Source organism: Streptomyces sp. NPDC058000, from assembly GCF_042886435.1.
Taxonomy (GTDB): Bacteria; Actinomycetota; Actinomycetes; order Streptomycetales; family Streptomycetaceae; genus Streptomyces.
The window spans coordinates 16067-41416 of record NZ_JBHVQS010000045.1 but is presented as its reverse complement, the minus strand read 5'-3'; the positions used below and the strand labels follow the sequence as shown (position 1 = coordinate 41416).

Here is a 25350-nt window from a genome sequence, read left to right as displayed (position 1 = left end):
ACTCACTCACTCGCCCGCCCCTCCCCTGCTATGCCGCTCCCTCCCCGCCCCTCCCCGCTACAGACTCCGGGCGTTCCAGGCGATCACCGCGGGACGGTCGTGTTCGGTGCCCAGGACGCCGACCGTGCCGGTGCCGAAGGTGAACAGGCCACCCGCGGCGGCCGGAAGGCCCAGGCGGCGGGCGGTCAGTACGCGCAGGAAGTGGGCATGGGCCACCAGCGCCACATCGCCCTCGTCGACCTCCAGGTGGGGCGCGATCAGCGCCAGTACGCGGTCGGCGCGCGCCCCGACCTCCTCGGGCGACTCCCCGGGGTGGTCGGCCGGCCCGGGGGCGACGCCGTCGTCGAAGAGGTACCAGTCGGGTCTGGTGCGGTGGATCTCGGCGGTGGTGATGCCCTCGTCGCCGCCGTAGTCCCATTCCCGCAGGTCATCGATGACGTGTGGGGAGGGGAGGCCGGCGAGTTCGGCGGTGCGCAGGGCCCGCGTCATCGGGCTGGCGTATACCCGCGCGATCTTCCGGCTCGACAGCAGCGGCCGGAGGGCGCGGGCCTGCTCCTCGCCGTTGGCGGTCAGCGGGAGGTCGGTCCAGCTGGTGTGCCGGCCGTCGCGGCTCCACTCGGTCTCGCCGTGGCGGACCAGTAGCAGCTCGCTCACTCGCCCTGCGCCTGCTCTCCGGCGCCGCCCTGTCCCTGCTGGGCCTGGGCCTCGGCGACCGAGGCGCGGACCTGGTCCATGTCGAGGCCGCGGGCCTGGCCGATGACGTCCTCCAGGGCGGTTTCGGGGAGCGCTCCGGGCTGGGCGAACACCGCGATGTTCTGCCGGACGATCATCAGGGTGGGGATGGAGCTGATGTCGAAGGCGGCGGCGAGTTCGGGCTCCTTCTCCGTGTTGACCTTGGCGAACAGCAGGTCGCCGTGCTTCTCGGACGACCGCTCGAAAACCGGCCCGAACTGCTTGCAGGGACCGCACCATTCGGCCCAGAAGTCGATCAGGACGAAATCGTTGCCTGAGACGATCTCGTCGAAGTTGTCCTTGGTGAGCTCCACGGTGCTCATACGCGCTTCCCTACTTACGGGCCGTCGGGGGTTTCGGCGGGTTGACGCCGGCGCCTCCTGGACGGCTTTCGTGTGTGGCTGGTTTCGACTGTTCGGTTGGTTCCGGTGTACGACGCTACGGGGGGCCGGCGGCTCGTCGGGCACCGGCCGTACGTCCGTCCGTACGTTCCGTCCGTCCAGCGCCCGCCTCCCGATGCGGCCTCCGTCACCACTTCCCTGACGGTTTCCGTAACAGGATCAAGCCGTACGGTATTCCGCACGCCGGACCGTCCGGCTCCCCTGCCCACCCCGCGCCGCCCTAGACATGCCGTGGCCGAGATCACGTGTCCGAGACCACCTGTCCGAGGTCACGTATCCGAGGCCGCTTATCCGAGATCACCTGCCGCACCTCACCACCCCACTACCCCACCACCTCACCAACGCGCCGCGGGCCCGCCCCCTCGCCCCGGTTCTCGAACTGCCGCGCCCCGCACCCCCGCCCTACGATGGACGGGGGGCCGCCCCGGAAGGAGGCGTCGGCCCGATGGAGACGCGCGTCGATGAGATCGCGGACGGGATCTACCGGATCTCCACCTTCGTTCCCGAGGTGGCCGCACCGGCCGGCTTCACGTTCAACCAGTTCCTCATCGACGCGGAGGAACCGCTGCTCTTCCACACCGGCATGCGCCACCTCTTCCCGCAGGTCTCGGAGGCCGTCGGCCGGGTGGTGCCGCTGGACCAGTTGCGCTGGTTGGCGTTCGGGCACGTGGAGGCCGATGAGTGCGGCGCGATGAACGCGTTCCTGGCCGCGGCCCCGCGCGCCCAAGTGGCGCACGGGCTCCAGGGGTGTCTGGTCTCGCTCAACGATCTCGCCGACCGGCCGCCGCGCCCTTTGGCGCACGGAGAAACGCTCGACCTGGGTGGCAAGGAGTTGCTGCGGCGCCGGGTGATGCACCTCAACACCCCGCACGTTCCGCACAATTGGGAGGCGCGGGTGCTGTTCGAGGAGACCACCGGAACGCTGCTGTGCGGGGATCTCTTCACCCACCTGGGCAAGGGGCCGCCGGTCACCGACCACGATCTGGTGGGGCCGGCGTTGGATGCGGAGGAGATGTTCCGCCAGACCTCCTGTCTGACGGCGGCGGTGGAGACGCTGCGTTCCCTGGCCCAGCTCGCGCCCAGGACGCTGGCGGTGATGCACGGGTCGTCGTACTACGGGGACGGTGCGCCGGCGCTGCGCGCGCTGGCCGACGGCTATCAGGAGCGGTTCGGCCCGGAACTGGCCTTCGCCGCCCGGCCGAGCGCCCTCGCCGGGGTCACCGCTCCGCAGGGCTGACCGCCGCCTCCCGTGGGGCCGGCCGCGGAAGCCGCCCGTCCGGGCCCGGGCGTGAACGCTCCCGGCCGGGGCCCGACGGGATGTCGTGGCGCCTGCGTCGTGGCGCGCAGCGGTCTGTGGCGGCGGCTAGCATCGCTGAAGAGACCGCCAAGAACGGAGTGTTCATCTGTGCGTCAGCTGCGCGTAGGCGTCGCCATCTTGACCATGGGAAACCGCCCCGCCGAACTCCAGGACCTGCTGGATTCGGTGGCGAAGCAGGACCTCCCCGCGACGCACATCGTGGTCGTCGGCAACGGCTCGCCGCTGCCACCGCTGCCCGAAGGCGTCACGGGTGTGTCGCTGAGCGAGAACCTGGGTGTCTCCGGTGGCCGGAACGTTGCCCTGGACGAGCTGCGCAAGCTCGGTGACCTGGACGTGGTGGTCGACCTGGACGACGACGGGCTGCTGATCAGCACGGACGTCTTCAGCCGGCTCGCGGAACTGTACGAGCGCGACCCGAAGTTGGGGATCGTCAGCTTCCGCATCGCCGACGAGTTGGGCCGCACTCAGCGTCGCCACGTGCCGCGCCTACGGGTCGGCGATCCGCAGCAGGGCGGGCTGGTCACCACGTTCCTCGGCGGCGGGCACGCGCTGTCCGTACCGATGTTGGACCGGACCGGCGGCTGGCCGGACGAGTTCTTCTACGCCCACGAGGAGACCGATCTGGCCTGGCGGGCGTTGGACGACGGCTGGCACATCCGCTACGCGCCGGAGATCGTGCTGCAGCACCCGTACACCTCGCCGACCCGGCACGCGGTCTACCACCGGATGGTCGCCCGGAACCGCGTCTGGCTGGCGAAGCGCCATCTGCCGGCGGTGCTGGTCCCCGTCTACCTCGGTGTCTGGGCGGGGCTGACGGCCGTCCGCAGTCGCTCGGTGGCGGGCCTGCGGGCGTGGGCCGCGGGCTTCGCTGAGGGCGTCCGGACCCCGTGCGGGCGCCGGCGGCCGATGCGCTGGCGCACGGTGTGGCGCATGACGCGGCTGGGGCGCCCGCCGGTCATCTAGCCGATCACCGCCTCGTGGGCGGTCGTCCATGAGCGGCGGCCGTCTCGTGGGTGACTGCCTCGTAGGCGGGCGGGGTGCCGGCCGGTACCCCGCACCTCCCGGCCCCGTTGACCGGCCCCGTTGACCGGCTCAGGTCGTCGTGGCCAGTCTGCGCAGGGTTCTGGCCGAGGGGGATCCGGGGTCGGCCGTGATCAGGACGACTTCCTGATCGTCCTCGGGGACGAGGAGTACGTCGCAATTCAGCAGAAGACTGCCCGCCGTCGGGTGGTCGACGGCCTTGGTGCGGTGACCAGGGGCGTGGACCGGGCGGGTCTCCCAGAGCTGGCGGAACTCCTCGCTGCCGGTGTGCAGTTCGGCCAGCAGAGCGGCGAGCTGCGGGTCGTGCGGGTAGCGGTCGGCGGCCCGACGCAGCCGGGCCACCACGATGTGCCCGAACTCCTCGGCGCTGGAACTCTCGTACATCCGCCCTTCTCCGAGGAACCGGCGCCGGGCCAGGTTCGTCGTCCCCTGTCCGAGGTCGCCGCCCAGCAGGGCCTGGGCCAGCGGGTTCCAGGCGACGACGCCGTAGGCAGCGTCGGTGACGATCGCGCCGGTCTCCGGCAGGCGCCGCAGCATCCGGGCCACGTGCGGGCGGACGCGCCGTACGGCACCGGTGGCGGGCGGCGGCGCGCTCGTTCCGGCCAGGCGGAACAGATGGCTGCGTTCGGCCGGCGTCAGGCGGAGCGCCTGGGCCAGCGCCTCCAGGATGCGGGGCGACGGACGAGGGCCGCGGGCCTGCTCCAGGCGTGCGTAGTAGTCGACGGACATGTGGGCCAGCTCTGCCACCTCTTCGCGGCGCAGGCCCGCGGTGCGGCGCGGGGCGGTCGTGGGCAGGCCGAGCGCGTGCGGACGCAGGGCCGTGCGGCGGTCCCGCAGGAAGCGGGCGAGTTCCTGCCGCGCCATGGTCTCTCCTTCCGCTGCCTGGTACAGGTTGTCCCTGGCAGGGTGGTCGCCACCAGGGGACCGTGGCTGTCATGAACGATCGCACAGCACTGGTGACCGGTGCCAACAAAGGCATTGGCAAGCACATCGCCCGCCTGCTTGCCGCGGAGGGTTTCGGCGTGTACGTGGGCTCGCGCGACGCCGGGCGCGGGCGGCGGGTCGTCGAGGAGATCGGCGGCGCCGCGCGTCTGCTGGTCCTCGATGTGACCGACCCGGACGGCATCGCCGCAGCCGCGGAGCAGGTGGACCGGCTCGACGTGCTGGTCAACAACGCGGGCGTCTCGTCCTCGCTCGCCCCGCCGACCGAAACCGGCACAGACGACTTCCGGCGCATCTACGAGACCAACGTGTTCGGGGTCGCCGCGGTCACCAACGCCTTCCTGCCCGCCTTGCGCCGCTCCCCGCACCCCCGGATCGTCAACGTCTCCAGCGGGACCGGATCGCTGACCTGGAGCACGCGCCCGAACCCCCAGTTCGCCCCCGGCAGCGGCGGTGCCGCCGCGTACCGGTCGTCGAAGGCCGCCCTCAACGCCCTCACCGTCCTGTACGCCCAGACGCTGGCCGAGGAGGGCTTCAAGGTCAACGCGCTCGCCCCCGGCTTGCGGGCCACCGACCTCAACCCCCGGGCGGCCGCGGCGGGCGGGGACCCGGCCGAGGCCGCCGCGGGGGCCGTACGGCTGGCGCTCCTGCCGGACGACGGGCCGACCGGCGCGTTCTTCTCGTGGGACGGAACGCCCGTGCCGTGGTGACCGCGGCACCCGGCGCCGCGTGCGGCGTATCCGGCGGTCGTGGGGACGCCGGGGCGGCAGCCGCCCATCGCGGGCGCGCTCGTCACACCGTGAGGCCGTCACTCTCGCCGCGCGGCACGTGCGGCGCGGCGACACGGCCAGAGGTGGCTCCATGGGATGGCTTGCGCTCGGGTACTTCGCGTCCTACGTCCCGTACACCATGGTGGTGAAGGCGCTCTCAGCGGCGTGATGCCGGGAATGCGCGAGCCGGTTGCCGGGCTGGTCCTGCTGCCCGCGGCGGCGATCGACCAACTCCCCGTGATGCCGGTGTTCCTGCATGTCTCGGGGCTGTGGCGGCGTCACGGGCGTCGGGAAAGGCCGGGCCTGCGGACGGTGCTGTCGGGCAGACAGCTGCTGATCACGTCCTCCTGCACTGCGCTGCTGATCGCCACCACCCGCCCCCAAACCGGGCGAGAGCCACCGCTTCGGCACCACGGTGACCCGTGCCGACGGCGGTTGGGTGGTCCATGGCACCAAGGGTTTCGCCACCAGCGCCACCGGTGCCCGGTGGGCGATCCTGCTGGTCGATCCGGCCGGTCCGGGAGGGGCCCGGCACGCACGGGGGACGGCGGCCGGACTCCTGCTGCTGGCCTGCGACCTGACAGACCCGGCCGTGACCGTCGACACCTCCTGGTGGGACCCGGTCGGCATACGTGCCACCGTCAGCCGCGCGGTGCGTTTCAACGGCGCGTTCTTCCCGCACGACCGGCTGATCGGCGAGCCGGGCAGCTATCCGACCGGGCAGTGGCAGACCGCTTTCGTACCGCACTACGCCGCGAGCTTCCTGGGCGCCGCCGAAGCCGCCTACGACTACGCGCCGGCCTACCTCAAACACCAGGGCAAGAGCGGGGACCCGTACGTCCAGCACCGGGTGGGGCGGATGGCCGTCGACGTGGACACCGCGCGCCTGCGGCTGCGGCACGTCGCCGGGCTGTGCGATGAGCGGCGGCCGGACCAGGCCCGGATCGCCAGGAGCCGGGCCCGGCACGTGATCGAGCAGACGGTGCGCCACTGCATCCGCGCGTGCGGGGCCCGCTGCCTCGTCCGGCCCTCGCCGGTGGAACGGATCCTGCGCGATCTGACCTTCTACCAGCGGCACGACAACGACGACCACGTCCTGGCCCCCATCGGCCGAGCGGCACTCGGCGAGCCCTACGACCCCTCGTTCCACAAGACATAAGCGGAGCGCCGCATGCCTGCCCGGACCTCGCACCCCGACCAGCGGGACCGGGATGACCGGGAAGGAACGTTGCCTGAGCAAAGAGGATGAGCCTGGGACGTAGCTGCGCCGCCTCGAAGGCAAGCCGCCGCCACTGAAGTGCCCACTGGATCTTGAAACGCGCATGGCAGGACCCATCGCACCATCTCGCGACAAGCCCCGCCATCTCGATTTTGCAGGTCACAGTCTTGCTGTACGCCTGCTCCGTGGTGGGGCGGGTGGGACTCGAACCCACGGCCGACGGATTATGAGTCCGCTGCTCTAACCGGCTGAGCTACCGCCCCTCACGGCGCGTCGCGCACATTTGTGCGCGCCGTCTGCCGCAGCATAGCCGCTCATACGATCTGCTGCCCGTGCGGGCTGCCGTCGGGCGACCTTGCACGCCCAAGAGGACTTCGATCAGCGGGGATTCGGTTCCCGGGCACAAGAAAAAGGACCCCTTCCGGGGTCCTCGTTCCTCTGCTCCCCCGACTGGACTCGAACCAGTAACCCTCCGGTTAACAGCCGAATGCTCTGCCAATTGAGCTACAGGGGATTGAGCTCCCCCGACTGGACTCGAACCAGTAACCTGCCGGTTAACAGCCGGCTGCTCTGCCAATTGAGCTACAGGGGATTGCGCTGCTTGCCTCGAATGCATCGCTGTCCGGGGCTCCGGACGGCGTGCGCTCGCTGCGACACATACATTAGCGCAAGCAGGGGGGTGCTCCGCCAATCGGTATCGCCGGAGGTCGCCGCGGGCGGCCCGGGTGCCGAGGGGCAGGTGCCCAGCCCGGCGTCCGGTGCCGGCCGGCACCGGACGGGATCGAGCGGCAAGGGAAAGGTGGAGCGATGCGCTACCGGCTCACGTTCATCGCGGGACTGGCGGTGGGATATGTGCTCGGCACCCGGGCCGGGCGGGAACGGTACGAACAGCTCCGCAAGAATGCCCGGCGGATCGCACAGAACCCGGCGGTCCGCAATACCGCCGAGTCGGCCGCGCTCACCGGGCGGCAGGCCGCTTCGAAGGCGTTCGTGACGGTGTCGACGAAGGTCGAGGGGCGGCTGCCCGCGCCGGTCGCGGAGCGGGTGCGGTCGCTGCGGGAGCAGCGGGCGGCCGATGAGGACGAGTGGGGCACCAGCAATACATGAGTGCGGGCCCCGGTGGGCAAACCCTGGCTCTTTCCCCATGGGGCTCATGGGGCATCATCTGGGGCCATGGGGATAGTCGCCGGGTTGGACAGTTCGTCCGAGAGCACACGGATCGTGGTCTGTGACGCGGACACGGGTGCCGTGATCAGGCAGGGGTACGCACCGCACCCCGTGGAGAAGGGGCCTGAGGCCGATCCGCAGGCATGGCTGATGTCACTCGGTGAGGCCGCGGGGAACGGGCTGCTGGAGGGCGTACAGGCCATCGGGGTCGCGGCGCAGCAGCATGGGCTGGTGCCGTTGGACTCCGAGGGGAATCCGGTGCGGCCGGCGCTGGTCGGCAACGACAAGCGGGCGCAGAGCGCGGCCGCGGACCTCGTGGACGCGCTGGGCGGGCGGGCGGCCTGGGCGCAGGCGGTCGGGGCGGTGCCGCAGGCGCAGCATCCGGTGACGAAGTTGCGGTGGCTGGCGCGGTCCGAGGCGGCGAATGCGGCGCGGATCGCCGAGGTCATGACGCCGCACGACTGGCTGGCCTGGCAGTTGCTGGGGCGGCCGGCGCGGCGGACCACGGACCGGGGCGGGGCGTCCGCGACCGGTTACTGGTCGGCGGCGACGGGTGGGTACCGGCCGGATCTGGTGGAGCTGGCGCTGGGGCACCAGGTGCGGCTGCCGGAGGTGCTGGGACCGTCGGGGACCGCGGGTTTCACGCCGGAGGGGCTGCTGATCTCGGCCGGGACCGGCGAGACCATGGCCGCCGCCTTCGGGCTGGGGGTCGGGGTGGGCGACGCGGTGGTGTCGCTGGGTGCCTCGGGGTCGGTGTTCGCCATCCACGAGGAGGCGCTGGCGGATCCGACCGGGACGATCACGTCGTTCGCGGACGCGACCGGGCGGCATCTGCCGGTGGTGCACACCACCAATGCGGTGCGGGTGCTGCGCGGTACCGCGGAGCTGTTGGGGACGGATCTGGCGGGGCTGTCCGAGCTGGCGCTGGCGTCGTCGCCCGGTGCGTACGGGATGGTGCTGCTGCCGTACCTGGAGGGTGAGCGGACGCCGTATCTGCCGCACACCGCGGGGTCGTTGCACGGGATGCGGCGGGAGAGCATGAAGCCGGAGCATCTGGCGCGGGCGGCCGTGGAGGGCATGCTGTGCGGGCTCGCGGACGCGTTGGACGTGCTGCGGGGCCGGGGGGTGGCGGTGCGCCGGGTGTTCCTGTTGGGTGCGGCGGCGGAGTTGGGTGCGGTGCAGGCGGCCGCGCCGGGGCTGTTCGGGGCGCAGGTCGTGGTGCCGCAGCCGGCGGAGTACGCGGCGCTGGGTGCGGCCCGGCAGGCGGCGTGGGCGTGGCAGGTGGCGCACGGCACGGCCGGGCCGGCCGCCGGTGGGGACGGCGGTGCGGGGTACCCGGAGCCGCCGCGGTGGCCGGCGGCGGCGAGCCAGGTCTTCGAGCCGGGTGAGGAACTGCCGGTGTGGCAGGCGGTGCGGCAGCAGTACACGGCGGTGCGGGACGAGACGCATCCGGGGGCGTTCCAGCGGGAGGGCTGAGCGGTGGGCCGGCGGTTTCAGTCGAGGTAGCCGCGGAGCTGGTCGGCGAAGGCGTGGTCGCGGAGTTTGCCGAGGGTTTTGGACTCTATCTGTCGGATGCGTTCGCGGGTGACGCCGAAGATCCGGCCGATCTCCTCCAGGGTGCGGGGGCGGCCGTCGGCGAGGCCGTAGCGGAGTTGGACGACCTTGCGTTCGCGTTCGGCGAGGGTGGAGAGGACCGCGTCGAGGTGTTCGCGGAGCAGCAGGAACGCGGCGGACTCCACGGGTGAGGCGGCGTTGCCGTCCTCGATGAGGTCGCCGAGGGCGACGTCGTCCTCCTCGCCTACGGGGGCGTGCAGGGAGACCGGTTCCTGGGCGAGTCGTAGGACGTCGGTGACGCGTTCGGGGGTGAGGCCGAGGTGGGCGGCGACCTCCTCGGGGGTGGGTTCGTAGCCGCGTTCCTGGAGCATGCGGCGTTGGACCCGGACGACGCGGTTGATCAGTTCGACGACGTGGACGGGGACGCGGATGGTGCGGGCCTGGTCGGCGAGGGCGCGGGACATGGCCTGGCGGATCCACCAGGTCGCGTAGGTGGAGAACTTGTAGCCGCGGGCGTAGTCGAACTTCTCGACGGCGCGGATCAGGCCGAGGTTGCCCTCCTGGACGAGGTCGAGCATGGTCAGGCCGCGGCCGACGTAGCGTTTGGCGACGGAGACCACCAGGCGCAGGTTGGATTCGATCAGGCGGCGTTTGGCGATCCGGCCGCGGACGACCAACGTGTCGAGTTCGTGGGCGAGTTGGGAGTCGAGGTCGGGGGTTCGGGTGAGTTTCTCCTCGGCGAAGAGGCCGGCTTCGACGCGGCGGGCCAGGTCGACTTCCTCGGCCGCGGTGAGCAGCGGGATCCGGCCGATCTCGCGGAGGTACTGGCGGAAGAGGTCGGAGGAGGGGCTGCTGGTGTCGGCGCGGGGCGCGGGGTCCGTGGTGTCAGCGGGCTCGGGGGTGTCCGTGGTGTCGGCGGTGTCGGCGGCATCCGTGGTGTTGGGGGTGGCTGTGGTGTCTGTGGTGGTTGGTGGGTCGGGGGGTTCGGGGGGCTCGGGGGGCTCGGGGGGCTCCGGGGCGAGGAGTTCGGCGGCGGGGGGTTCGGCTTGCTGCGGCACCGTGACCGGGGCGGTGAGCAGGCCGGTATCGGGTGGGGCGGCCGGTGCGCCATCGGCAGGTGCGGCGGGGAGGGTCCGGGTCTGCACGGGGGCGACCTCCAGGTGATCGCGGCTGGGGCGGCACGAGGCCCGGGGCGGAGCGGCCGAGCCGCCGGGTCCGCCCCACGTCACGAGCGGCTGCGCGGGGGCTCACGGCCCGTACGGCGGCGCGTACGGCCGGATGTGCCGCGCTCCGGGGACTTGCGGCACCGCTCCTCAGTGTGGAGTACGACACATGTCCGCCACGAGGGGCGTGCGAGCACTTTCTGAGTCCGGTCCGTGACCGAATGGCTACCGGGAGGTGCCGGCGGGGGGCGGCGGGGTTCCTGGGGCGGGTGGGGCCGGTCGGTGCGGGGTGGGGGCCAGGGCCGGTGCGGTGGGTGCGGGTCGGTGTGTCGTCCTAGAGGGCGGCGGCGCCGCGTTCGCGGAGGGACTGGCCGTACTGCTGGAGGACCCAGAGTTCGTTCTGGACGGCGGTGAGTTGTTGGGGGTCGGCGCGTGGGTCCAGGCGCTGGAGGGTGCCGCGGATCTCCGTGACGCGTTGGTTGACGGCGGCGAGGCGGACGGTGACCAACTGGACGCCGGCGTATGCCTCGTCGGGGTCGCGGCGGGTGTGCAGTGGTTCGACGGCGAGTTCGGTGATCATGGCGCGGACGGTGTCGTCGGGGGCGGCGGCGCGCACCCGGGCGAGGTAGTCGCCGTCGGTGGCTCCGGCGGTGGCGCCGCCGGCCTCCTCGATGCACTGCCGGACGACGACGTACGGGGGTGCGGTGAACTCGTCGGCACCGTAGGCGTCGAAGGTCGGGGAGACCAGGTCGGGGCGTTGCAGGGCGAGCTTGAGGAGTTCTCGCTCGACGCGGTGGGCGGGGCTGCGGAGGTTGAGGGCGGGGCCGCCGGGGGCAAGGCGCTGCGGCTCGGCGGTGGGGGGTGTGTCGCGGCGAGGCGGGCGGCCTTGGCCGGGGCCGCCGTCGCGGCCGCGGTCGCGGGCCCAGCGGGCGAGCTGGGAGACCCGGCGGACGACGAACTGGGTGTCCAGGATGCCGAGGATGCCGGCCAGCTGGACGGCGGATTCGTGCTGGATGGCGCTGTTCTTGATGCGGGCGACGATGGGGGCGGCCTCGTCGAGGGCGGCGGCGCGGCCGACCGGGGTGTCGAGGTTGTGCCGGGAGACGACGTGGCGGAGGGCGAATTCGAAGAGCGGGGTGCGGGACTCGACGAGGTCGGCGACGGCCTGGTCGCCCTTGGCGAGCCGTAGGTCGCAGGGGTCCATGCCGCCGGGGGTGATGGCGATGGAGGTTTCGGCGGCGAACTTCTGGTCGTCCTCGAAGGCGCGCAGGGCGGCCTTCTGGCCGGCGGCGTCGCCGTCGAAGGTGAAGACGACCTCGGAGCCGGAGTTGTCCATCAGGAGCCGGCGGAGGATCTTGATGTGGCCCTCGCCGAAGGCGGTGCCGCAGGTGGCGATGGCGGTGGTGATCCCGGCGAGGTGGCAGGCCATGACGTCGGTGTAGCCCTCGACGACCACCGCGCGGCTGGTCTTGGCGATCTCCTTCTTGGCGAGGTCGATGCCGTAGAGGACCTGGGACTTGCGGTAGAGGGGGGTCTCGGGGGTGTTGAGGTATTTGGGGCCGTTGTCGTCGTCGCGGAGCTTGCGGGCGCCGAAGCCGACGACCTCGCCGGAGATGTCGCGGATGGGCCACATCAGGCGGCCGCGGAAGCGGTCGATGGGGCCGCGGCGGCCCTCCTGGGAGAGGCCGGAGAGGATCAGTTCCTGGTCGGTGAAGCCGCGGCCGCGCAGGAAGCGGGTGAGGTGGTCCCAGCCGGCGGGGCTGTAGCCGACGCTGAAGTGCCCGGCGGCGTCCTGGTCGAAGCCGCGCTCGGCGAGGAACCGGCGGGCGATCTCCGCCTCGGGGCTGTCGAGCTGGTCGGTGTAGTACTGGGCGGCGGCCTTGTGGGCCTCCACCAGGCGGGTGCGCTCGCCCTGCTGGCGGCCGGGGGTGTAGCCGCCCTCTTCGTAGCGGAGGGTGATGCCGGCCTGGGCGGCGAGGCGTTCGATGGTCTCGGCGAAGGAGAGGTGGTCGATCTTCATGACGAAGTCGACGGTGTCGCCGCCCTCCTGGCAGCCGAAGCAGTGGTAGAGCCCCTTGGCGGGGCTCACGTGGAAGGACGGGGACTTCTCGTCGTGGAAGGGGCACAGGCCCTTGAGGTTGCCACCGCCGGCGTTGCGGAGCTGGAGGTACTCGGACACGACGGCGTCGATCGGGACCGCGTCCCGTACCGCCTTCACATCGTCATCGTTGATCCTGCCTGCCACGGGTGAATTCTACGGTGGGGGTGCGACAGTTCCCTGCGGGTGCGTCCGCCGGGGGCGGATGGGGCGGTGGGGCCGGGTCAGCCGAGCAGTTCGCGGAAGCGGTCCAGGCCGATGTTGCCGCCGGAGATGATCACGCCGGTACGGGCCGGGGGGTGGTCCAGGTGGCCAGCGAGCAGGGCGGCGAGGGCGCTGGCGCCGCTGGGTTCGATGACGATCTTGAGTCGTTCGAAGGCGAAGGCCATGGCTGCGCGGATCTCGTCGTCGGTGACCAGGACCACGGAGTCGACCAGCCGTTGGTTGATCGCGAAGGTCAGTTCGCCAGGGGTATCGACGGCCTGGCCGTCGGCGATGGTGCGGGGGACGGGGACGGCGACGCGGTGGCCGGCGGCCAGGGAGCGGCGGGTGTCGTCGCCGGCCACCGGCTCGACGCCGATCATGCGGATGCCGGGGGCCAGGGCGGTGGCGGCGGTGGCGGCGCCGGCCATCAGTCCGCCGCCGCCGACGGGCACCAGGAGGGCGTCGAGCGGGCCGGTCTCCTCGATGAGTTCCAGGGCGGTGGTGCCCTGGCCGGCGATGACGTGCGGGTGGTCGTACGGGGGGATCAGGGTCAGGCCCTGTTCCCGGGCGATTCGGCCGCTGATGGCGGCGCGGTCCTCGGTGTAGCGGTCGTAGGTGACGATCTCGGCGCCGTAGCCGGCGGTGGCGTCCCTTTTGGAGCGTGGGGCGTCCGTGGGCATCACGATGACGGCGCGGGTGCCGCGTTCCCGGGCGGCGAGGGCGACGGCCTGGGCGTGGTTGCCGGAGGAGTGGGCGACGACGCCGCGGGTGAGTTGTTCGGGGGTGAGGTGGGAGAGGGCGTGGTAGGCGCCGCGGAACTTGAAGGCGCCGACCCGCTGGAAGTTCTCGCACTTGAGGAACGCCTGGGTGCCGGTCCGCGCGTCGAGGGTGCGGGAGCGCAGCACCGGGGTGTGGTGGGCCACGCCGGACAGCCGGCGGGCGGCGTCCCGGACGTCGTCGAGGGTGACGGCCGGGGCGCCGGTTCCGCCGGGGACGGCGCTGCCGGTGGAGCTGGTGGGGCTCGTGGGGCCAGGGCTCATACGGGCACGTTACGTGAGCAGGGAGTCCAGGGGAATGGTGGGATCGGCCAGTCGCTCGGGGTCCAACGGGGCGCCGGAGCGGATCAGTTGCTGGATGGGCTCGGTGACGTCCCAGACGTTGACGTTCATGCCGGCCAGGACCCGTCCGTCCCTGAGCCAGAAGGCGATGAACTCCCGTTTGCCGACGTCGCCGCGGCAGATGACCTGGTCGTAGGAGCCGGGCGGGGCGTAGCCGGAGTACTCCATGCCGAGGTCGTACTGGTCGGAGAAGAAGTACGGGACGCGGTCGTAGCTGACGTCCTGGCCGAGCATGGCGCGGGCGGCGGCGGGGCCGCCGTTGAGGGCGTTGGCCCAGTGCTCGACGCGCAGCCGGGTGTCCAGGAGGGGGTGGTCGGCGGCGGCGACGTCGCCGGCGGCGTGGATGTACGGGTCGGAGGTGCGCAGTGCGGCGTCGACGGCGATGCCGCCGCCGTCGGCGCGGTCGACGACGTCGAGGCCGGCCTGTTCGGCGAGGGCGGTGCGGGGGGCGGCGCCGATGGCGGCGAGCACGTCGTGGGCGGGGTGTTCCTCGCCGTCGTCGGTGCGGACCGACACCACCATGCCGTCCTGGCCGACGATCTCGGTGAGGCGGGCGCCGAAGTGGAAGCGGACGCCGTGGTCGCTGTGGAGGTCGGTGAAGAGGGCGCCGAGTTCGGGGCCGAGGATGCCGTGCAGGGGGGTCGGTCCGGGGGCGACGATGGTGACCTCGGCGCCGTAGGAGCGGGCCGCGGCGGCGACTTCGAGGCCGATCCAGCCGGCGCCGGCGATGACCAGGTGGCCGTTCTCGCGCCCCAGGGAGGCCAGGACGCCGCGGAGGCGTTCGGCGTGGGCGAGGCGGCGGAGGTGGTGCACGCCGGCCAGGCCGGTGCCGGGGATGTCCAGGCGGCGGGGTTCGGCGCCGGTGGCCAGCAGCAGCTTGTCGTAGGCGATGAGGGTGCCGTCGCCCAGGCGGACGGTGCGGCCCGCGGGGTCCAGGTGGACGGCGGGCTGTCCTAGGTGGAGCTCGATCCGGGCCTGGGCGTAGAAGGCGGGTTCGTGGACGAAGACGCTGTCCCGTTCTTCCTTGCCGAGCAGGTACCCCTTGGAGAGCGGGGGCCGCTCGTAGGGGTGGTCGCGTTCGTCGCAGATGAGGATCACCCGGCCGGTGAACCCTTCCGCGCGGAGCGTCTCCGCGGCCTTCGCTCCGGCCAGGCCACCCCCGACGATGACGAACGTCTGGTGCGTGTCGACCACTTGCTTCCTCCTCGTTGCGGTGCCGTACGTCCGCGTCCGCGTCCGTGAGCGCCCCCGTTGGTTCCCCCGTTGCTGCCCCGTTTCCGGTGCCCCCCGTTTCCTCCTCGTTCCTTTGATGTGTTTCGACCGTTTTCGGGTTTCGGGTTCCCGTGCGTCCGTGCATCCGTGCGGGGACGAGCGTCCCGCACGGAGCGTGAGGGGGGAAGAGGGGCCTCCCCCCAAGGGTCACCCAGGGTTGCCCTAACGGTTACCAGGGGGACGCGTGAGGCGGGCGTGAAGAGTACGTGCCGAGGCGTCGGTGAGCGCGGCGATCTGGTCGATGACGGCCCGCATGCGGGCGGTGTCGTCGGGGGCCGCGTCGAAAAGTGAACGGAACTGCGGGTCAAGGCCGTCGGGGGCACGGGCGAGCAGGGCCTCGGCGAGCTCGGCGATCACCACGCGCTGGTCGGCGCGGAGTGCTTCCTGGTCGGGGCGCTGTATGACGTAGCGGTCGGCGACGGCCTTGAGAACGGCGCATTCCAGCCGGGTTTCGGCCGGAACCACCAGCTCCGCCACGTAGCGGGTGAGCCGCCCGTTCCCGTGGCCGGCCCGGGTGGCGCCCTCGGCGGCCAGGCAGAACCGGCCGATCAGCTGGCTGGTGGCGTCCTTGAGGCGGGCCTGGGCGAGCGCCGAGCCGTCGTAGCCGTGTGGCCACCACTCCTGCTCCAGGAGGCGGTCCAGTGCGGCGGCCAGCTCCGCCTCGCCGGCGCCGGGGGCGTAGCGTTCCGCGGCGACCGCGAAGATCTCGGCGCGCTCGGGGTCGGCGAGCAGGACGTTGGGGTCGAGGTGGCCGGCGTGCAGCCCGTCCTCGACGTCGTGGACCGAGTAGGCGACGTCGTCGGACCAGTCCATGACCTGTGCCTCGAAGCTGCGCCGGGCGGGCGGGGCGCCCTGCCGGAACCACTCGAAGACCGGCTGGTCGTCGGCGTAGACGCCGAATTTCGGGGCGGTGGGCCCGTCAGGGTGGGCGCCGCGCGGCCACGGGTACTTGGTGGCGGCGTCCAGGGTGGCGCGGGTGAGGTTGAGTCCGACGCTGACCGTGGCGCCGTCCGGGGACGGTACGAACCGCTTGGGTTCCAGACGGGCCAGTAGGCGCAGCGACTGGGCGTTGCCCTCGAAGCCGCCGCAGGCGGCGGCGACCTCGTTGAGGGCCTGTTCGCCGTTGTGTCCGAAGGGCGGGTGGCCGAGGTCGTGCGCCAGGCAGGCGACCTCGACGAGATCGGGGTCGCAGCCGAGGGCGGCGCCCAGCTCGCGGCCCACCTGGGCGCACTCCAGGGAGTGCGTGAGCCGGGTGCGCGGGCTGGCGTCCCATGCCTGGGTGGCGCTGCCGGGGGTGACGACCTGGGTCTTGCCGGCGAGCCGGCGCAGTGCGGCGGAGTGCAGGACCCGGGCGCGGTCGCGTTGGAAGGCGGTGCGCCCGGGACGTTTGTCCGGTTCGGGGACCCAGCGTTCGGTGTCCGCCGCGGTGTAGCCGGGGAGCGCCGCGTGCGGGTCCTGGCCGGGACTGGGAGGGGTTGCCCGTGTTGTGCCCGTCATACCGCGACGGTAGCCGCCCTGATGCCCTCGGTGCCGGATCCGGTACGTGCGGAGAGCGCCTGGTCGTAGCGGTGCAGTACGAGACGGGCCAGCGCGGGGTGGTCGCCCAGGGGCGCGGCGGCGGGCCCGGGGGCGAGGGCCGCGCACCGGTCGGCGAAGTGGCCGGGGGCGGCGAAGCAACCGGCGACGGCGATGTCGTGGGGGTGGTGGCCGCGGTCGACCAGTGTGCGGACCGCTTCGGGGACGGTCGGGGACGCGGCGGAGGCGTAGGCGGGCAGGACGGGGACGCCGCCGAGGCGGGCGGAGAGCAGGCGGGCGGTGCGGGCGGTGTCCCGGGCGGAGCGGGCGGCGCGGGAGCCGGCGGCGGCCAGGACGACGGCGGGGCGGCCGCCGTGGTGGGGGCCGGTGGGGAAGCCGGCTTCCAGGAGCCGGGCGTGCAGCGCCTCCACCAGGAGCGCGTGCGGGCCCAGGGGGGCGGCTATCCGTCCGGTGAGGTGGGGGGCGGCGGCGAGCGCGGCGGGCAGGTCCCGGGTGACGTGGTGGCCGTGGCCGAACAGCAGCGGTACGAGGACGACCTCGCCGGCCGAGCCGACCGGGCCGGTCGCGTCGGTCGCGTCGCGCAGTTCGGCGAGGGTGTCGGTGAGCAGTGGCCGGTCGAGTTCGAGGTGGCCGAGGTGGACGGGGAGGCCGGGGCGGAGTGCGCGGATCCGGGTGAGGAGGGCCCGCACGGTGGGCGCGGCCCCGGGGTGGCGGCTGCCGTGGGCGACGGCCACCAGGGCGGGGGGCGGTGCCGTGGGGTGGCGGAAGCCGTGCAGGCGGACCGTGCGGAGCCGGCTGCTGAGTTCGGCGGTGATCTCGGAGGCGAGGCCGGCGGCGCCCAGGGGGGCGGCGGGCGGGGTGTACTGGGCGGCGGGCGGGGTGTACTGGGCAGGGGCCGGCGGGGCGGCGGAAGGGCTCGGTTCCGGGGTGGGGTGGTTCGCTGTCGGCGCCGTCATGGGCCGAGCCTGGCAGGTGGTCGTTGCGGTGCTGTTTCCCGTCGGGGAACTCCGTGTACCGCGGCGACGCTCCGGGCTCGCCACCCTGTGGGAGGAGTCCGCCGCGGGCCGGAAACCGGGGCGACCCACCGGCGTAACACGCCCGTTCCACGCTGGCCGGCATGAATGCCGCCGATGCCGCCACGGTCGAGACCCACTGCCCCTACTGCGCCCTCCAATGCGGCATGGGACTGCGGCCCGCCACCGGGTCGGACGGCCCGGCCGTGGAGGTCGTGGCGCGGACCGCCTTCCCGGTGAACCGGGGCGCGCTGTGCGGCAAGGGGCGGACCGCGCCCGAACTGCTGGCCCCCGGGGCGCGGTTGGACTCCCCTCTGGTGCGCGATGCGGCGACCGGGGAGTTGGTGCCGGCCGACTGGGACACCGCTCTGGACCGGGTCGCGGACGGGCTGCGGCGGGCCGGTGCGGCGTACGGGCGGGACGCGGTCGGGGTGTTCGGCGGTGGCGGGCTGACCAACGAGAAGGCGTATGCGTTGGGGAAGTTCGCCCGGGTGGTGCTCGGCACGTCGCAGATCGACTACAACGGCCGGTTCTGCATGTCGTCGGCGGCGGCGGCGCAGGGCCGGGCGTTCGGGTTGGACCGGGGGTTGCCGTTCCCGCTGGCGGATGTGGCGCGTACCGGGTGCGTGCTGCTGGTCGGCTCCAATCTGGCGGAGACCATGCCGCCGGCGCTGCGCTACCTGACCGAGCTGAAGGAGAACGGCGGTCGGTTGATCGTCGTCGATCCGCGCCGGACCCGCACCGCCGAGCAGGCCGATCTGCATCTGGCGCCGCGCCCGGGCACGGACCTGGCGCTGGCGTTGGGGCTGCTGCACCTGGTGGTCGCCGAGGGCCGTACGGACGAGGAGTTCGTCGCCGAACGCACCAGTGGCTGGCCGGCGGCCCGGGCCGCCGCGATGGCGCACTGGCCGGAGTTGGTCGAGCGCCTCACGGGGGTGTCGGTGCCGCAACTCCGTGAGGCCGTCGCGATGTTCTGCGATGCGCCGTCCTCGATGGTGCTGACGGCACGCGGCCCGGAACAACAGGCGAAGGGCACCGACACGGTAGGGGCGTGGATCAACCTGTGCCTGGCCACCGGGCGGGCGGGCCGGGAACTGTCCGGCTACGGCTGCCTGACCGGTCAGGGCAACGGCCAGGGCGGCCGTGAACACGGCCAGAAGGCCGACCAGTTGCCCGGCTACCGGCGGCTGGACGATCCGGCGGCGCGCCGCCACGTGGCGGCGGTGTGGGGGGTGGACCCGGAGACGCTTCCCGGGCCGGGCCGCAGCGCGTACGAGTTGCTGGACGCGCTGGGCGGGGAGATCCGGGCGCTGCTGCTGATGGGTTCCAATCCGGTGGTGTCGGCGCCGCACGCCGCCCATGTGGAGGGGCGCGTCCGGGCGCTGGACTTCCTGGCGGTGGCGGACGTGGTGCGGTCCGAGACGGCGGAGCTGGCGGACGTGGTGCTGCCGGTCGCCCAGTGGGCGGAGGAGACGGGGACGACGACCAATCTGGAGGGCCGGGTGCTGTTGCGCCGCCGGGCCGTGGACCCGCCGCCCGGGGTCCGTACGGACCTTGAGGTGCTCGGCGGGCTCGCGGCCCGCCTGGGGCACCGGGTGGGTTTCCCGACCGACCCGCAGGAGGTCTTCGACGAGCTGCGGCGGGCGTCGGCGGGCGGTCCGGCGGACTATTCGGGGATCACCTACGCGCGGATCGCGGCGGAGGACGGGGTGTTCTGGCCGTGCCCCGCGGGCCCGGCCAAGGCCGTGGCGGGGGCGCAGACGGCCCGCGAGGAGCCGGCGGGGGTCGCGGCCCACCCCGGCACGCCCCGGCTCTTCCTGGACCGGTTCGCGACGCCCGACGGCCGGGCCCGGTTCGTACCGGTCACGCACCGTCCGGCGGCCGAGGAGACCGACGCCGGGTATCCGGTGGTGTTGACCACGGGCCGGGTGCTGGCCCAGTACCAGTCGGGCGCGCAGACCCGCCGGGTGGCCGCGTTGAACGCCGCCGAGCCCGGCCCCTACGTCGAGCTCCACCCGCGGCTCGCGGACCGGCTGGGCGTCGCCGACGGCGAGCCGGTGGCGGTGGTCTCCCGGCGCGGCCGGGCGGTGGCGCCGGCGCGGGTCAGCCCGGCGATCCGCCCGGACACGGTGTTCATGCCGTTCCACTGGCCGGGCGAGGGCCGGGCCAACACGCTGACCAATCCGGCGCTCGACCCGGTGTCCCGGATGCCGGAGTTCAAGGTGTGCGCCGTACGGATCGAGCGGTGGGAGGGGTAGCGGTGCCCGGGCCCGTCGGTCAGCAGGCGTCGAGTTCCTTCAGGTAGGCGGCGCGGGTCTCCTCGTCCAGGAAGGACGCCAGGAAGGAGTTGCGGGCGAGCGTGCGCAGGGTCTCCTCGTCCAGGCCGAGGGCGTCCCGTACGGCGGTGAAGTTGTCGTCGGCGTACCCGCCGAAGTAGGCGGGGTCGTCGGAGTTGACGGTCACCAGCAGCCCGGCGTCCAGCATGGCGGGCAGGGGGTGGTCGGCGAGGTCGTCGACGACCCGTAGCCGCACGTTGGAGAGCGGGCACACGGTGAGCGGGATCCGGTCGGCCACCAGGCGGGCGACCAGGCGCTCGTCCTCCATGCAGCGCACCCCGTGGTCGACCCGGTCCACGCCGAGGAGGTCCAGCGCCTCCCAGACGTATGCCGCCGGGCCCTCCTCGCCCGCGTGGGCCACGCACTTGAGGCCGGCTTCCCGGGCCAGCTCGAAGACCTCCTGGAACTTCGACGGCGGGTGGCCGACCTCGGCGGAGTCCAGGCCGACGGCGGTGATCCGGTCCAGGTAGGGGCGGGCCGCCTCGAAGGTCGTCAGGGCCGATTCGGCGCTCTCGTCCCGCAGGAAGCACATGATCAGGCGGGTGGTGATGCCGTACGTCTCCGGGGCGGCGTCCAGCGCCCGGGAGAGGCCGTTGACGACCGTGCCGAGGGGGACGCCGCGGGCGGTGTGCGCCTGCGGGTCGAAGAAGATCTCGGCGTGCCGTACGCCCTGCTCCTTGGCGCGGGCCAGGTAGGCGTGCGCCAGGTCCGCGAAGTCGTCCTCGGTGCGCAGCACCTCCATCAGCGCGTAGTAGAGGTTCAGGAAGGACTGGAGGTCGGCGAAGGAGTAGGCGCGGCGGAGCTCGTCCTCGGTGGCGTAGGGCAGGGGGACGCCGTTGCGTTCGGCGAGCGTGAAGGCCAGGCCGGGCTCCAGGGTGCCCTCGATGTGGAGGTGCAGTTCGGCCTTGGGGAGGGGGCGGTGGGCGGGGGTGCTCGGGGGCTTGGAGGGCACGGGGTCACACCTGTTCTGCTGTGCTGCGGGACGGGGTTCCTGCTCGGACCGTGCGGAGCGGCGCGCCCGGTACGGGACGAGTCGCCCGTACGGGACGAGTCGTCCAGGCTATCGGGGGGACTTGCGGGCGGCGCGGCCGGTCCAGTGGCCGCCGGCGACGGGGGTGCCGGTGGCCCGTAGGCGGGTGGCGAGCGGTTCGGCCGCCAGGTAGACCCAGGCCCGGACGGTCCGGCCGTCCGGGCGGACCGCCTCGGTGGCCACCCGCTCATAGAGGTTGCCGGTGCCCTCCGGGGCGCCCGGGGTGTAGCCCTCCAGCAGGTCCAGTGCGGTGCGGACGGCGTCGTAGTCGGCGTCGCGGGGGTGGATCAGCTCGCCGTGCACCACGGCGTGGGCGGGCCCGGCGGTGGCGTACGGGTATCCGGGGCCCTCGTAGAGCAGTGCGCCGGATATCCGGGCCGGTTCCTCGGTGGCGGTCCGGCCGCGCAGGGTGCGGGCGTAGTTGGTCTCGCCGGGGCGCAGCGTTCCGTAGACGAAGAACGGCAGGCGCTCGGCCTGGTTGGTCATCGTGGCCCCTCCACGGGCGGTGCGGTGCGGTGTTGTCGACGGGGGCGTCGCCGACCGTGCGCGACCGGTTGTGACGTTGCCGACGGCGGTCCTCCCAGTGCAACCATGCCAGCCGGCGGCACGTCGCAGCATGCGACATCGATCACGGGGACGGTCCCGGCGCGGCGAGCGGCGGGCACCGGGGGAACGGGGGCAGGGCATGCGGGGGCCGCGGGGGCGTCTGGGGTGGATACGGCGCGTACGGCTGCCGCGGAGCCGGCGCGGGCAGCGGCGGGCGTTCCAGGTGGTCGTGGCGCTGGCGGTGCTCGCACTGTTGCCGGCGACCTGGCTGAACGCCAGCGCCGGCCCGCGCGTCCGTACAGTCGCCGATGTGCCGGCCGCCCCGGTGGCGGTGGTGTTCGGCGCCGGCCTGTGGAACGGCGAGCCCTCGCCGTACCTCGCCCACCGGCTGGACGCCGCCGTCCGCCTCTACCAGGACGGCAGGGTCCGCGCCGTCCTGGTCACCGGCGACAACAGCCGTCATGACTACGACGAGCCGGACGCGATGCGCGGCTATCTGGTGCAACACGGCGTCCCGGACCGCAAGATCGTCAGCGACTATGCGGGTTTCGACACCTGGGACTCCTGCACGCGCGCGCACCGCATCTTCGGGGTGGACCGGGCGGTGCTGGTCAGCCAGGGTTTCCACATCCGGCGGGCGCTGGCGCTGTGCGCGGCGGCCGGGATCGACGCGTACGGGGTCGGGGTCGCCGCGAACCACGACGTGACCTGGGCGTACGGCGGGGTGCGGGAGATCTTCGCGGCCGGCAAGGCGACCGCGGAGGCGGTGCTGCGACCCGATCCGCACTTCCTCGGCCCCAAGGAGAAGGGCCTGACGGCGGCGCTCCGTTAGCGCGCCGTTCCCCGGCCCTCCCCTCGGACGCGGGACCGCCGGGGCCTGTCCGGTGAGCCGGGGTCCGGCAGGGCAGTACAGCCAGGGCCTACCCATCCGCCCCTGATCCACCGGACGGGCCCTGGTCGCTCTCCTCCTGGCCCTGGGTCTCCTGGGCCTTGGTGGCGTGGTCGTAGAGGCTGAGGATCTCCTTCCCGAAGTACGGGCTGTAGGAGATGCGGTCGCTGTGCGGGCCCTGGGGGCCGCCGCCGTTGACGCCGCCGATGACGCCGATGACGCGGCCCGTTTGGGTGCGCGGGTCGTAGCCGGTCAACCAGGGGCTGCCGGAGGTGCCGCCGTAGAACCCGTTGCACTCCATGCGGAGTTGGCGGGTGCCCGCCAACTGCTGGGTGGTGGTGTCGCAGCGCACGGCCCGGTCCTCCGGGTCGCTGTGGACGCTGGGGTAGCCGATGACGCTGACCTGGTTGCGGTAACTGGGCGTCGCGGTCAGGACGTTGCCGCCGGTGACCTCCTCGATGTGCCGACCGGAGTCGTCCGGGGCGACGGTGGCGAAGGCGAAGTCGAGGTCGGCGCCGCCACCCGTGGTACCGCGGTCGGAGTACGCGTAGGTGTCCTCGATGGCCCACACCCCGTAGGGCTGGGATTCCTGCCCGGACTGGTACTGGGGGACGAACGCGGCGCGGGCTCCCGGGTTGCAGTGCCCGGCGGTGAGGATCAGGTTGCCGTGCGGGCTGTGCACCACGCTGGCGGTGCAGTGGTGCTCGCCGGCCTCTCCGTCGACGGAGAACAGCACGCCGACGGACGGGATCCCGTCGAAGTGCTCGGCGGTCGGCGCCGTTGGGGAGGTCGCGGCGGGCTTCCCGGTGCCGCGCTCGGGCGGGGCCGCCGCGGCCATCCGCCGCGGGGTCCAGAAAGCCTTGGCGTCCTTGCTGGTCCAGGTGGCGCGGGGGCGGGACTGGTGGCTGAAGGTGGACTGGGTGCCGTGGGCACCGGGGTCCTTGTCGGTCGCGTGGCTCACCGGGGAGGTGGCGAGGCCGAAGGCCATACCCAGGGCGAGGGTCACCACCCTCCCCCGCCGGCGCAACCGGCCGTCGGCCCCTCTCTGCCCGTCGCCTCCACTCCGCGCGGCGGCCGTACTCAGTACGTCAACGCCCCTTTGCACACCAGCCGTCCTCGGCAGGGCAACTGCCCTGCGCACGTCAGCCGCCCTCGACACGTCAGTTGTCCTCCGCAGGTCGGTTGTCCTCGGCACGTCAGCTCGTCTCCTCTGCGACCCAGGCGAGGTATCCGGCGCCACCGTGGGTGACCGGGGTGGCGATGATCTCCGGGGTCTCGTAGTCGTGCGCGTCGAGGAGGTACGCCTCCAACGCCGCGTAGCGCGCGCTCGCCGTCTTGAACAGCACCTGCCACTCCTGGTTGGTCTCCACGGCGCCGTCCCAACGGAACACCGAGGTCACCGGCGCGCTGATCTGGGCGCACGCCGCGAGTCGGCCCTCGATGGCGCCGCGGGCCAGCCGCTCGGCCTTCTGCTCGCTGTCCGTGGTGGTCAGCACGGTCAGGAAGCGCGCCGGGGGCCCGGCCGGGGCAGGGGCTGCGGGTTCGTTCAGGGCGGTGGGGTCGGCCACGGTTACACAGCCTTCGCGGTCGGGGTGGGTGTGGGACTGGTGGGTCGCACGTTTCGGTTCTCCGGCCCGTCGATCTTTCAATCTTTCGATCAAGGGATCGCCTCGCATCGTACGGACCGTGGTGATCAACTGGCGCGCGGCGGGCCGCCCCTTGCCGGCAAGCACCCGGACGTCCCATTGCCCCGTTGCCTCCGGATTCGCCGCGACCGCCGGGGAACGTCCCGGTTGCGCCGTGCGGGGCGCGGAGAACCATGGAGGGGGGAGCCCTGCCGTCGGCCCCGGCCCGAAAGCCGGTCCACACCCGAAAGGCGCGCGCCATGGTGAATCTCGAAACCCTCGTCCGCGACCAGCTCGACGACGCCAGGGCCTCCGCCCACGGACGCAGCGCCCATCTCTTCGTGCACGACGGGCCACTCCGGCAGACCGTGATCGCGCTGCTGGCCGGTACCGCGCTCGACGAACACAACGCACCGCCGGCGGCGAGCCTTCAGGTGCTGCGCGGCCGGGTCCGGCTGACCGGCCCGGGCGGCGGCCAGGTGCTGACCACCGGTCATGTCGCGGCGGTCCCCCATGCCCGACACGGCCTACAGGCGCTTGAGGACTCCGTGGTGCTGCTGACGGCCGTCACCGAGGTGCGCGAACGGGCCCGGGGCGTCGCGGCGAGTGCGGCGGTCCGGACCTGACGGCAGCGGCAACAGCGGCCGGAGGCGAGCCAAGAACTGGGCACCTTCCCGCACTTCACATTTTTCTGAATGTTCCGTACCATCGAACCATGTACCGATTCGTTCTGCCGGCTGATGACCCATGCGCCCGGCGGCGGGCCGGCGTTCGACTCCTTCAGTCGGTTCGCGGTCCGCGCGGCGCGCCTCGACACCGTGATCGTCCGCACCGGCTCGACGCTCCACTGGGGCGGAGGGCCAGCGGAGATCGCCCGACTGCACCCCGGGCTGAAGATCGTCCAGAGCTTCAGCACCTGGAGATACCGGACATCGACCGACACCCCGCGCACTATCGGGCGCTGGCCCGCCTCACGGCCCTGATACCCGGCGCCCGGGAGATGCCCCGGCCAGACAACTGGCGTTTCTGACAGGCGGGTTGCCTCTTGCCTTGCCCTTGTCCTGGGCCCGCCCTTAACCCGCCCTTGCCCCTCAGGCGGCGAACCACTGGTCGTAAGCCAGCTTGCAGAGGAGGACGATGACGACGCAGACGAGCACGCCGCGGACGAAGCCGACGCCCCGTTTGAGGGCCATCCTGGCGCCGACCGCGCCACCGACGAGGTTGAAGAGGGCGAGCAGCGCGCCCAGTTGCCACAGGACCGTGCCCTGGATGGCGAACATCGTCAGCGCGCCGATGTTGGTGCAGACGTTGATGACCTTGGCGGTGGCGGACGAGGCGACCAGGTCCATGTGACTCCTCCCTCCGGATAAATCCGG

The 25350-nt window shown here is 72.8% G+C and carries 23 protein-coding genes, 3 tRNA genes and 1 pseudogene; 10 read left to right on the top strand and 17 right to left on the bottom strand.

The genetic code is table 11. From position 1 onward, the window contains the following. Positions 1-57 precede the first annotated feature (57 nt). Both ACFVT2_RS31610 and trxA read right to left on the bottom strand, forming a co-directional pair. Positions 58-654 (bottom strand): histidine phosphatase family protein, encoded by a 597-nt coding sequence (locus tag ACFVT2_RS31610; protein WP_390023419.1) that lies wholly within the window; start codon positions 652-654, stop codon positions 58-60. After that, the gene (trxA, locus tag ACFVT2_RS31605; RefSeq protein WP_390023417.1) at positions 651-1055 is read right to left on the bottom strand and encodes a thioredoxin; all 405 of its coding nucleotides are present in this window, start codon (positions 1053-1055) and stop codon (positions 651-653) included. Before trxA ends, ACFVT2_RS31610 begins: the two co-directional genes overlap by 4 nt. Positions 1056-1578: 523 nt before the next feature. Between trxA and ACFVT2_RS31600 the strand changes: the two genes are divergently transcribed. Then, positions 1579-2370 (top strand): MBL fold metallo-hydrolase, encoded by a 792-nt coding sequence (locus ACFVT2_RS31600; RefSeq protein WP_390023415.1) that lies wholly within the window; start codon positions 1579-1581, stop codon positions 2368-2370. Positions 2371-2538: 168 nt separating this feature from the next. Further along, entirely contained in the window at positions 2539-3414 is an 876-nt protein-coding gene (locus ACFVT2_RS31595; protein WP_390023413.1) for a glycosyltransferase family 2 protein, read from the top strand. 129 nt (positions 3415-3543) lie between these two features. On the opposite strand, the gene ACFVT2_RS31590 is transcribed toward ACFVT2_RS31595, so the two are convergent. Beyond that, positions 3544-4356, bottom strand: a complete 813-nt coding sequence (locus ACFVT2_RS31590; RefSeq protein ID WP_390023411.1) for a helix-turn-helix transcriptional regulator — start codon at positions 4354-4356, stop codon at positions 3544-3546. 71 nt (positions 4357-4427) lie between these two features. Between ACFVT2_RS31590 and ACFVT2_RS31585 the strand changes: the two genes are divergently transcribed. Beyond that, positions 4428-5144, top strand: a complete 717-nt coding sequence (locus ACFVT2_RS31585) for an SDR family oxidoreductase (protein ID WP_390023409.1) — start codon at positions 4428-4430, stop codon at positions 5142-5144. Between the two features lie 475 nt (positions 5145-5619). Continuing rightward, positions 5620-6363, top strand: a complete 744-nt coding sequence (locus ACFVT2_RS31580) for an acyl-CoA dehydrogenase family protein (RefSeq protein WP_390023407.1) — start codon at positions 5620-5622, stop codon at positions 6361-6363. Positions 6364-6609: 246 nt separating this feature from the next. Here the strand turns inward: ACFVT2_RS31580 and ACFVT2_RS31575 are convergent. From ACFVT2_RS31575 to ACFVT2_RS31565, 3 genes are all read right to left on the bottom strand, one after another. Beyond that, positions 6610-6686: transfer RNA gene (locus ACFVT2_RS31575), tRNA-Ile, on the bottom strand. Between the two features lie 178 nt (positions 6687-6864). Further along, positions 6865-6937 (bottom strand) — tRNA-Asn (locus tag ACFVT2_RS31570). A 5-nt stretch (positions 6938-6942) separates the two neighbouring features. Next, positions 6943-7015: transfer RNA gene (locus tag ACFVT2_RS31565), tRNA-Asn, on the bottom strand. Between the two features lie 215 nt (positions 7016-7230). On the opposite strand from ACFVT2_RS31565, the gene ACFVT2_RS31560 reads away from it, so the two are divergent. Together ACFVT2_RS31560 and ACFVT2_RS31555 are read left to right on the top strand one after the other, a co-directional pair. Continuing rightward, positions 7231-7530, top strand: a complete 300-nt coding sequence (locus tag ACFVT2_RS31560) for a YtxH domain-containing protein (protein ID WP_390023405.1) — start codon at positions 7231-7233, stop codon at positions 7528-7530. 66 nt (positions 7531-7596) lie between these two features. After that, a complete protein-coding gene (locus ACFVT2_RS31555) occupies positions 7597-9066 on the top strand; it encodes an FGGY family carbohydrate kinase (RefSeq protein ID WP_390023403.1) in 1470 nt (489 codons plus the stop codon). Between the two features lie 17 nt (positions 9067-9083). On the opposite strand, the gene ACFVT2_RS31550 is transcribed toward ACFVT2_RS31555, so the two are convergent. The 6 genes from ACFVT2_RS31550 to ACFVT2_RS31525 all read right to left on the bottom strand — a co-directional run bounded on the left by ACFVT2_RS31550 (position 9084) and on the right by ACFVT2_RS31525 (position 17491). Further along, positions 9084-10373, bottom strand: coding sequence for an RNA polymerase sigma factor (locus tag ACFVT2_RS31550; RefSeq protein WP_390023401.1), 1290 nt, complete (start codon positions 10371-10373; stop codon positions 9084-9086). A gap of 268 nt (positions 10374-10641) precedes the next feature. Next, the gene (dnaG, locus tag ACFVT2_RS31545) at positions 10642-12552 is read right to left on the bottom strand and encodes a DNA primase (protein ID WP_390023399.1); all 1911 of its coding nucleotides are present in this window, start codon (positions 12550-12552) and stop codon (positions 10642-10644) included. 77 nt (positions 12553-12629) lie between these two features. Then, the gene (locus ACFVT2_RS31540) at positions 12630-13649 is read right to left on the bottom strand and encodes a pyridoxal-phosphate dependent enzyme (protein ID WP_390023398.1); all 1020 of its coding nucleotides are present in this window, start codon (positions 13647-13649) and stop codon (positions 12630-12632) included. 9 nt (positions 13650-13658) lie between these two features. Next, positions 13659-14921 carry an NAD(P)/FAD-dependent oxidoreductase gene (locus ACFVT2_RS31535; protein ID WP_390023396.1) on the bottom strand — a complete coding sequence of 421 codons (1263 nt, stop codon included), beginning with the start codon at positions 14919-14921 and terminating at the stop codon, positions 13659-13661. Positions 14922-15161: 240 nt separating this feature from the next. Continuing rightward, the gene (locus ACFVT2_RS31530; protein WP_390023394.1) at positions 15162-16496 is read right to left on the bottom strand and encodes a deoxyguanosinetriphosphate triphosphohydrolase; all 1335 of its coding nucleotides are present in this window, start codon (positions 16494-16496) and stop codon (positions 15162-15164) included. Beyond that, positions 16493-17491 (bottom strand): sirohydrochlorin chelatase, encoded by a 999-nt coding sequence (locus ACFVT2_RS31525; RefSeq protein ID WP_390023392.1) that lies wholly within the window; start codon positions 17489-17491, stop codon positions 16493-16495. The genes ACFVT2_RS31530 and ACFVT2_RS31525 overlap by 4 nt, the downstream gene beginning before the upstream one ends. Positions 17492-17652: 161 nt before the next feature. Between ACFVT2_RS31525 and ACFVT2_RS31520 the strand changes: the two genes are divergently transcribed. Next, a complete protein-coding gene (locus ACFVT2_RS31520) occupies positions 17653-19806 on the top strand; it encodes a molybdopterin oxidoreductase family protein (RefSeq protein ID WP_390023390.1) in 2154 nt (717 codons plus the stop codon). A gap of 19 nt (positions 19807-19825) precedes the next feature. On the opposite strand, the gene ACFVT2_RS31515 is transcribed toward ACFVT2_RS31520, so the two are convergent. Further along, the gene (locus ACFVT2_RS31515; RefSeq protein WP_390023388.1) at positions 19826-20836 is read right to left on the bottom strand and encodes an adenosine deaminase; all 1011 of its coding nucleotides are present in this window, start codon (positions 20834-20836) and stop codon (positions 19826-19828) included. A 108-nt stretch (positions 20837-20944) separates the two neighbouring features. Beyond that, on the bottom strand, positions 20945-21400 hold the full coding sequence (locus tag ACFVT2_RS31510) for a gamma-glutamylcyclotransferase family protein (RefSeq protein ID WP_390023386.1): 456 nt from the start codon (positions 21398-21400) through the stop codon (positions 20945-20947). Positions 21401-21599: 199 nt separating this feature from the next. On the opposite strand from ACFVT2_RS31510, the gene ACFVT2_RS31505 reads away from it, so the two are divergent. Beyond that, the gene (locus tag ACFVT2_RS31505; RefSeq protein WP_390023384.1) at positions 21600-22292 is read left to right on the top strand and encodes a vancomycin high temperature exclusion protein; all 693 of its coding nucleotides are present in this window, start codon (positions 21600-21602) and stop codon (positions 22290-22292) included. A gap of 88 nt (positions 22293-22380) precedes the next feature. On the opposite strand, the gene ACFVT2_RS31500 is transcribed toward ACFVT2_RS31505, so the two are convergent. After that, positions 22381-23355, bottom strand: a complete 975-nt coding sequence (locus tag ACFVT2_RS31500) for a trypsin-like serine peptidase (RefSeq protein ID WP_390023382.1) — start codon at positions 23353-23355, stop codon at positions 22381-22383. Between the two features lie 190 nt (positions 23356-23545). Next, positions 23546-23917 (bottom strand): divalent-cation tolerance protein CutA, encoded by a 372-nt coding sequence (gene cutA, locus ACFVT2_RS31495; protein ID WP_390023381.1) that lies wholly within the window; start codon positions 23915-23917, stop codon positions 23546-23548. 317 nt (positions 23918-24234) lie between these two features. Here cutA and ACFVT2_RS31490 point away from each other — a divergent pair, with 317 nt between their 5' ends. Together ACFVT2_RS31490 and ACFVT2_RS31485 are read left to right on the top strand one after the other, a co-directional pair. Further along, on the top strand, positions 24235-24600 hold the full coding sequence (locus ACFVT2_RS31490; RefSeq protein ID WP_390023378.1) for a cupin: 366 nt from the start codon (positions 24235-24237) through the stop codon (positions 24598-24600). A 69-nt stretch (positions 24601-24669) separates the two neighbouring features. Next, positions 24670-24957, top strand: coding sequence for a hypothetical protein (locus ACFVT2_RS31485; protein WP_390023376.1), 288 nt, complete (start codon positions 24670-24672; stop codon positions 24955-24957). A gap of 108 nt (positions 24958-25065) precedes the next feature. Here the strand turns inward: ACFVT2_RS31485 and ACFVT2_RS31480 are convergent. After that, positions 25066-25326, bottom strand: a pseudogene (locus ACFVT2_RS31480) (TSUP family transporter); the annotation flags it as partial. Positions 25327-25350 lie beyond the last annotated feature (24 nt).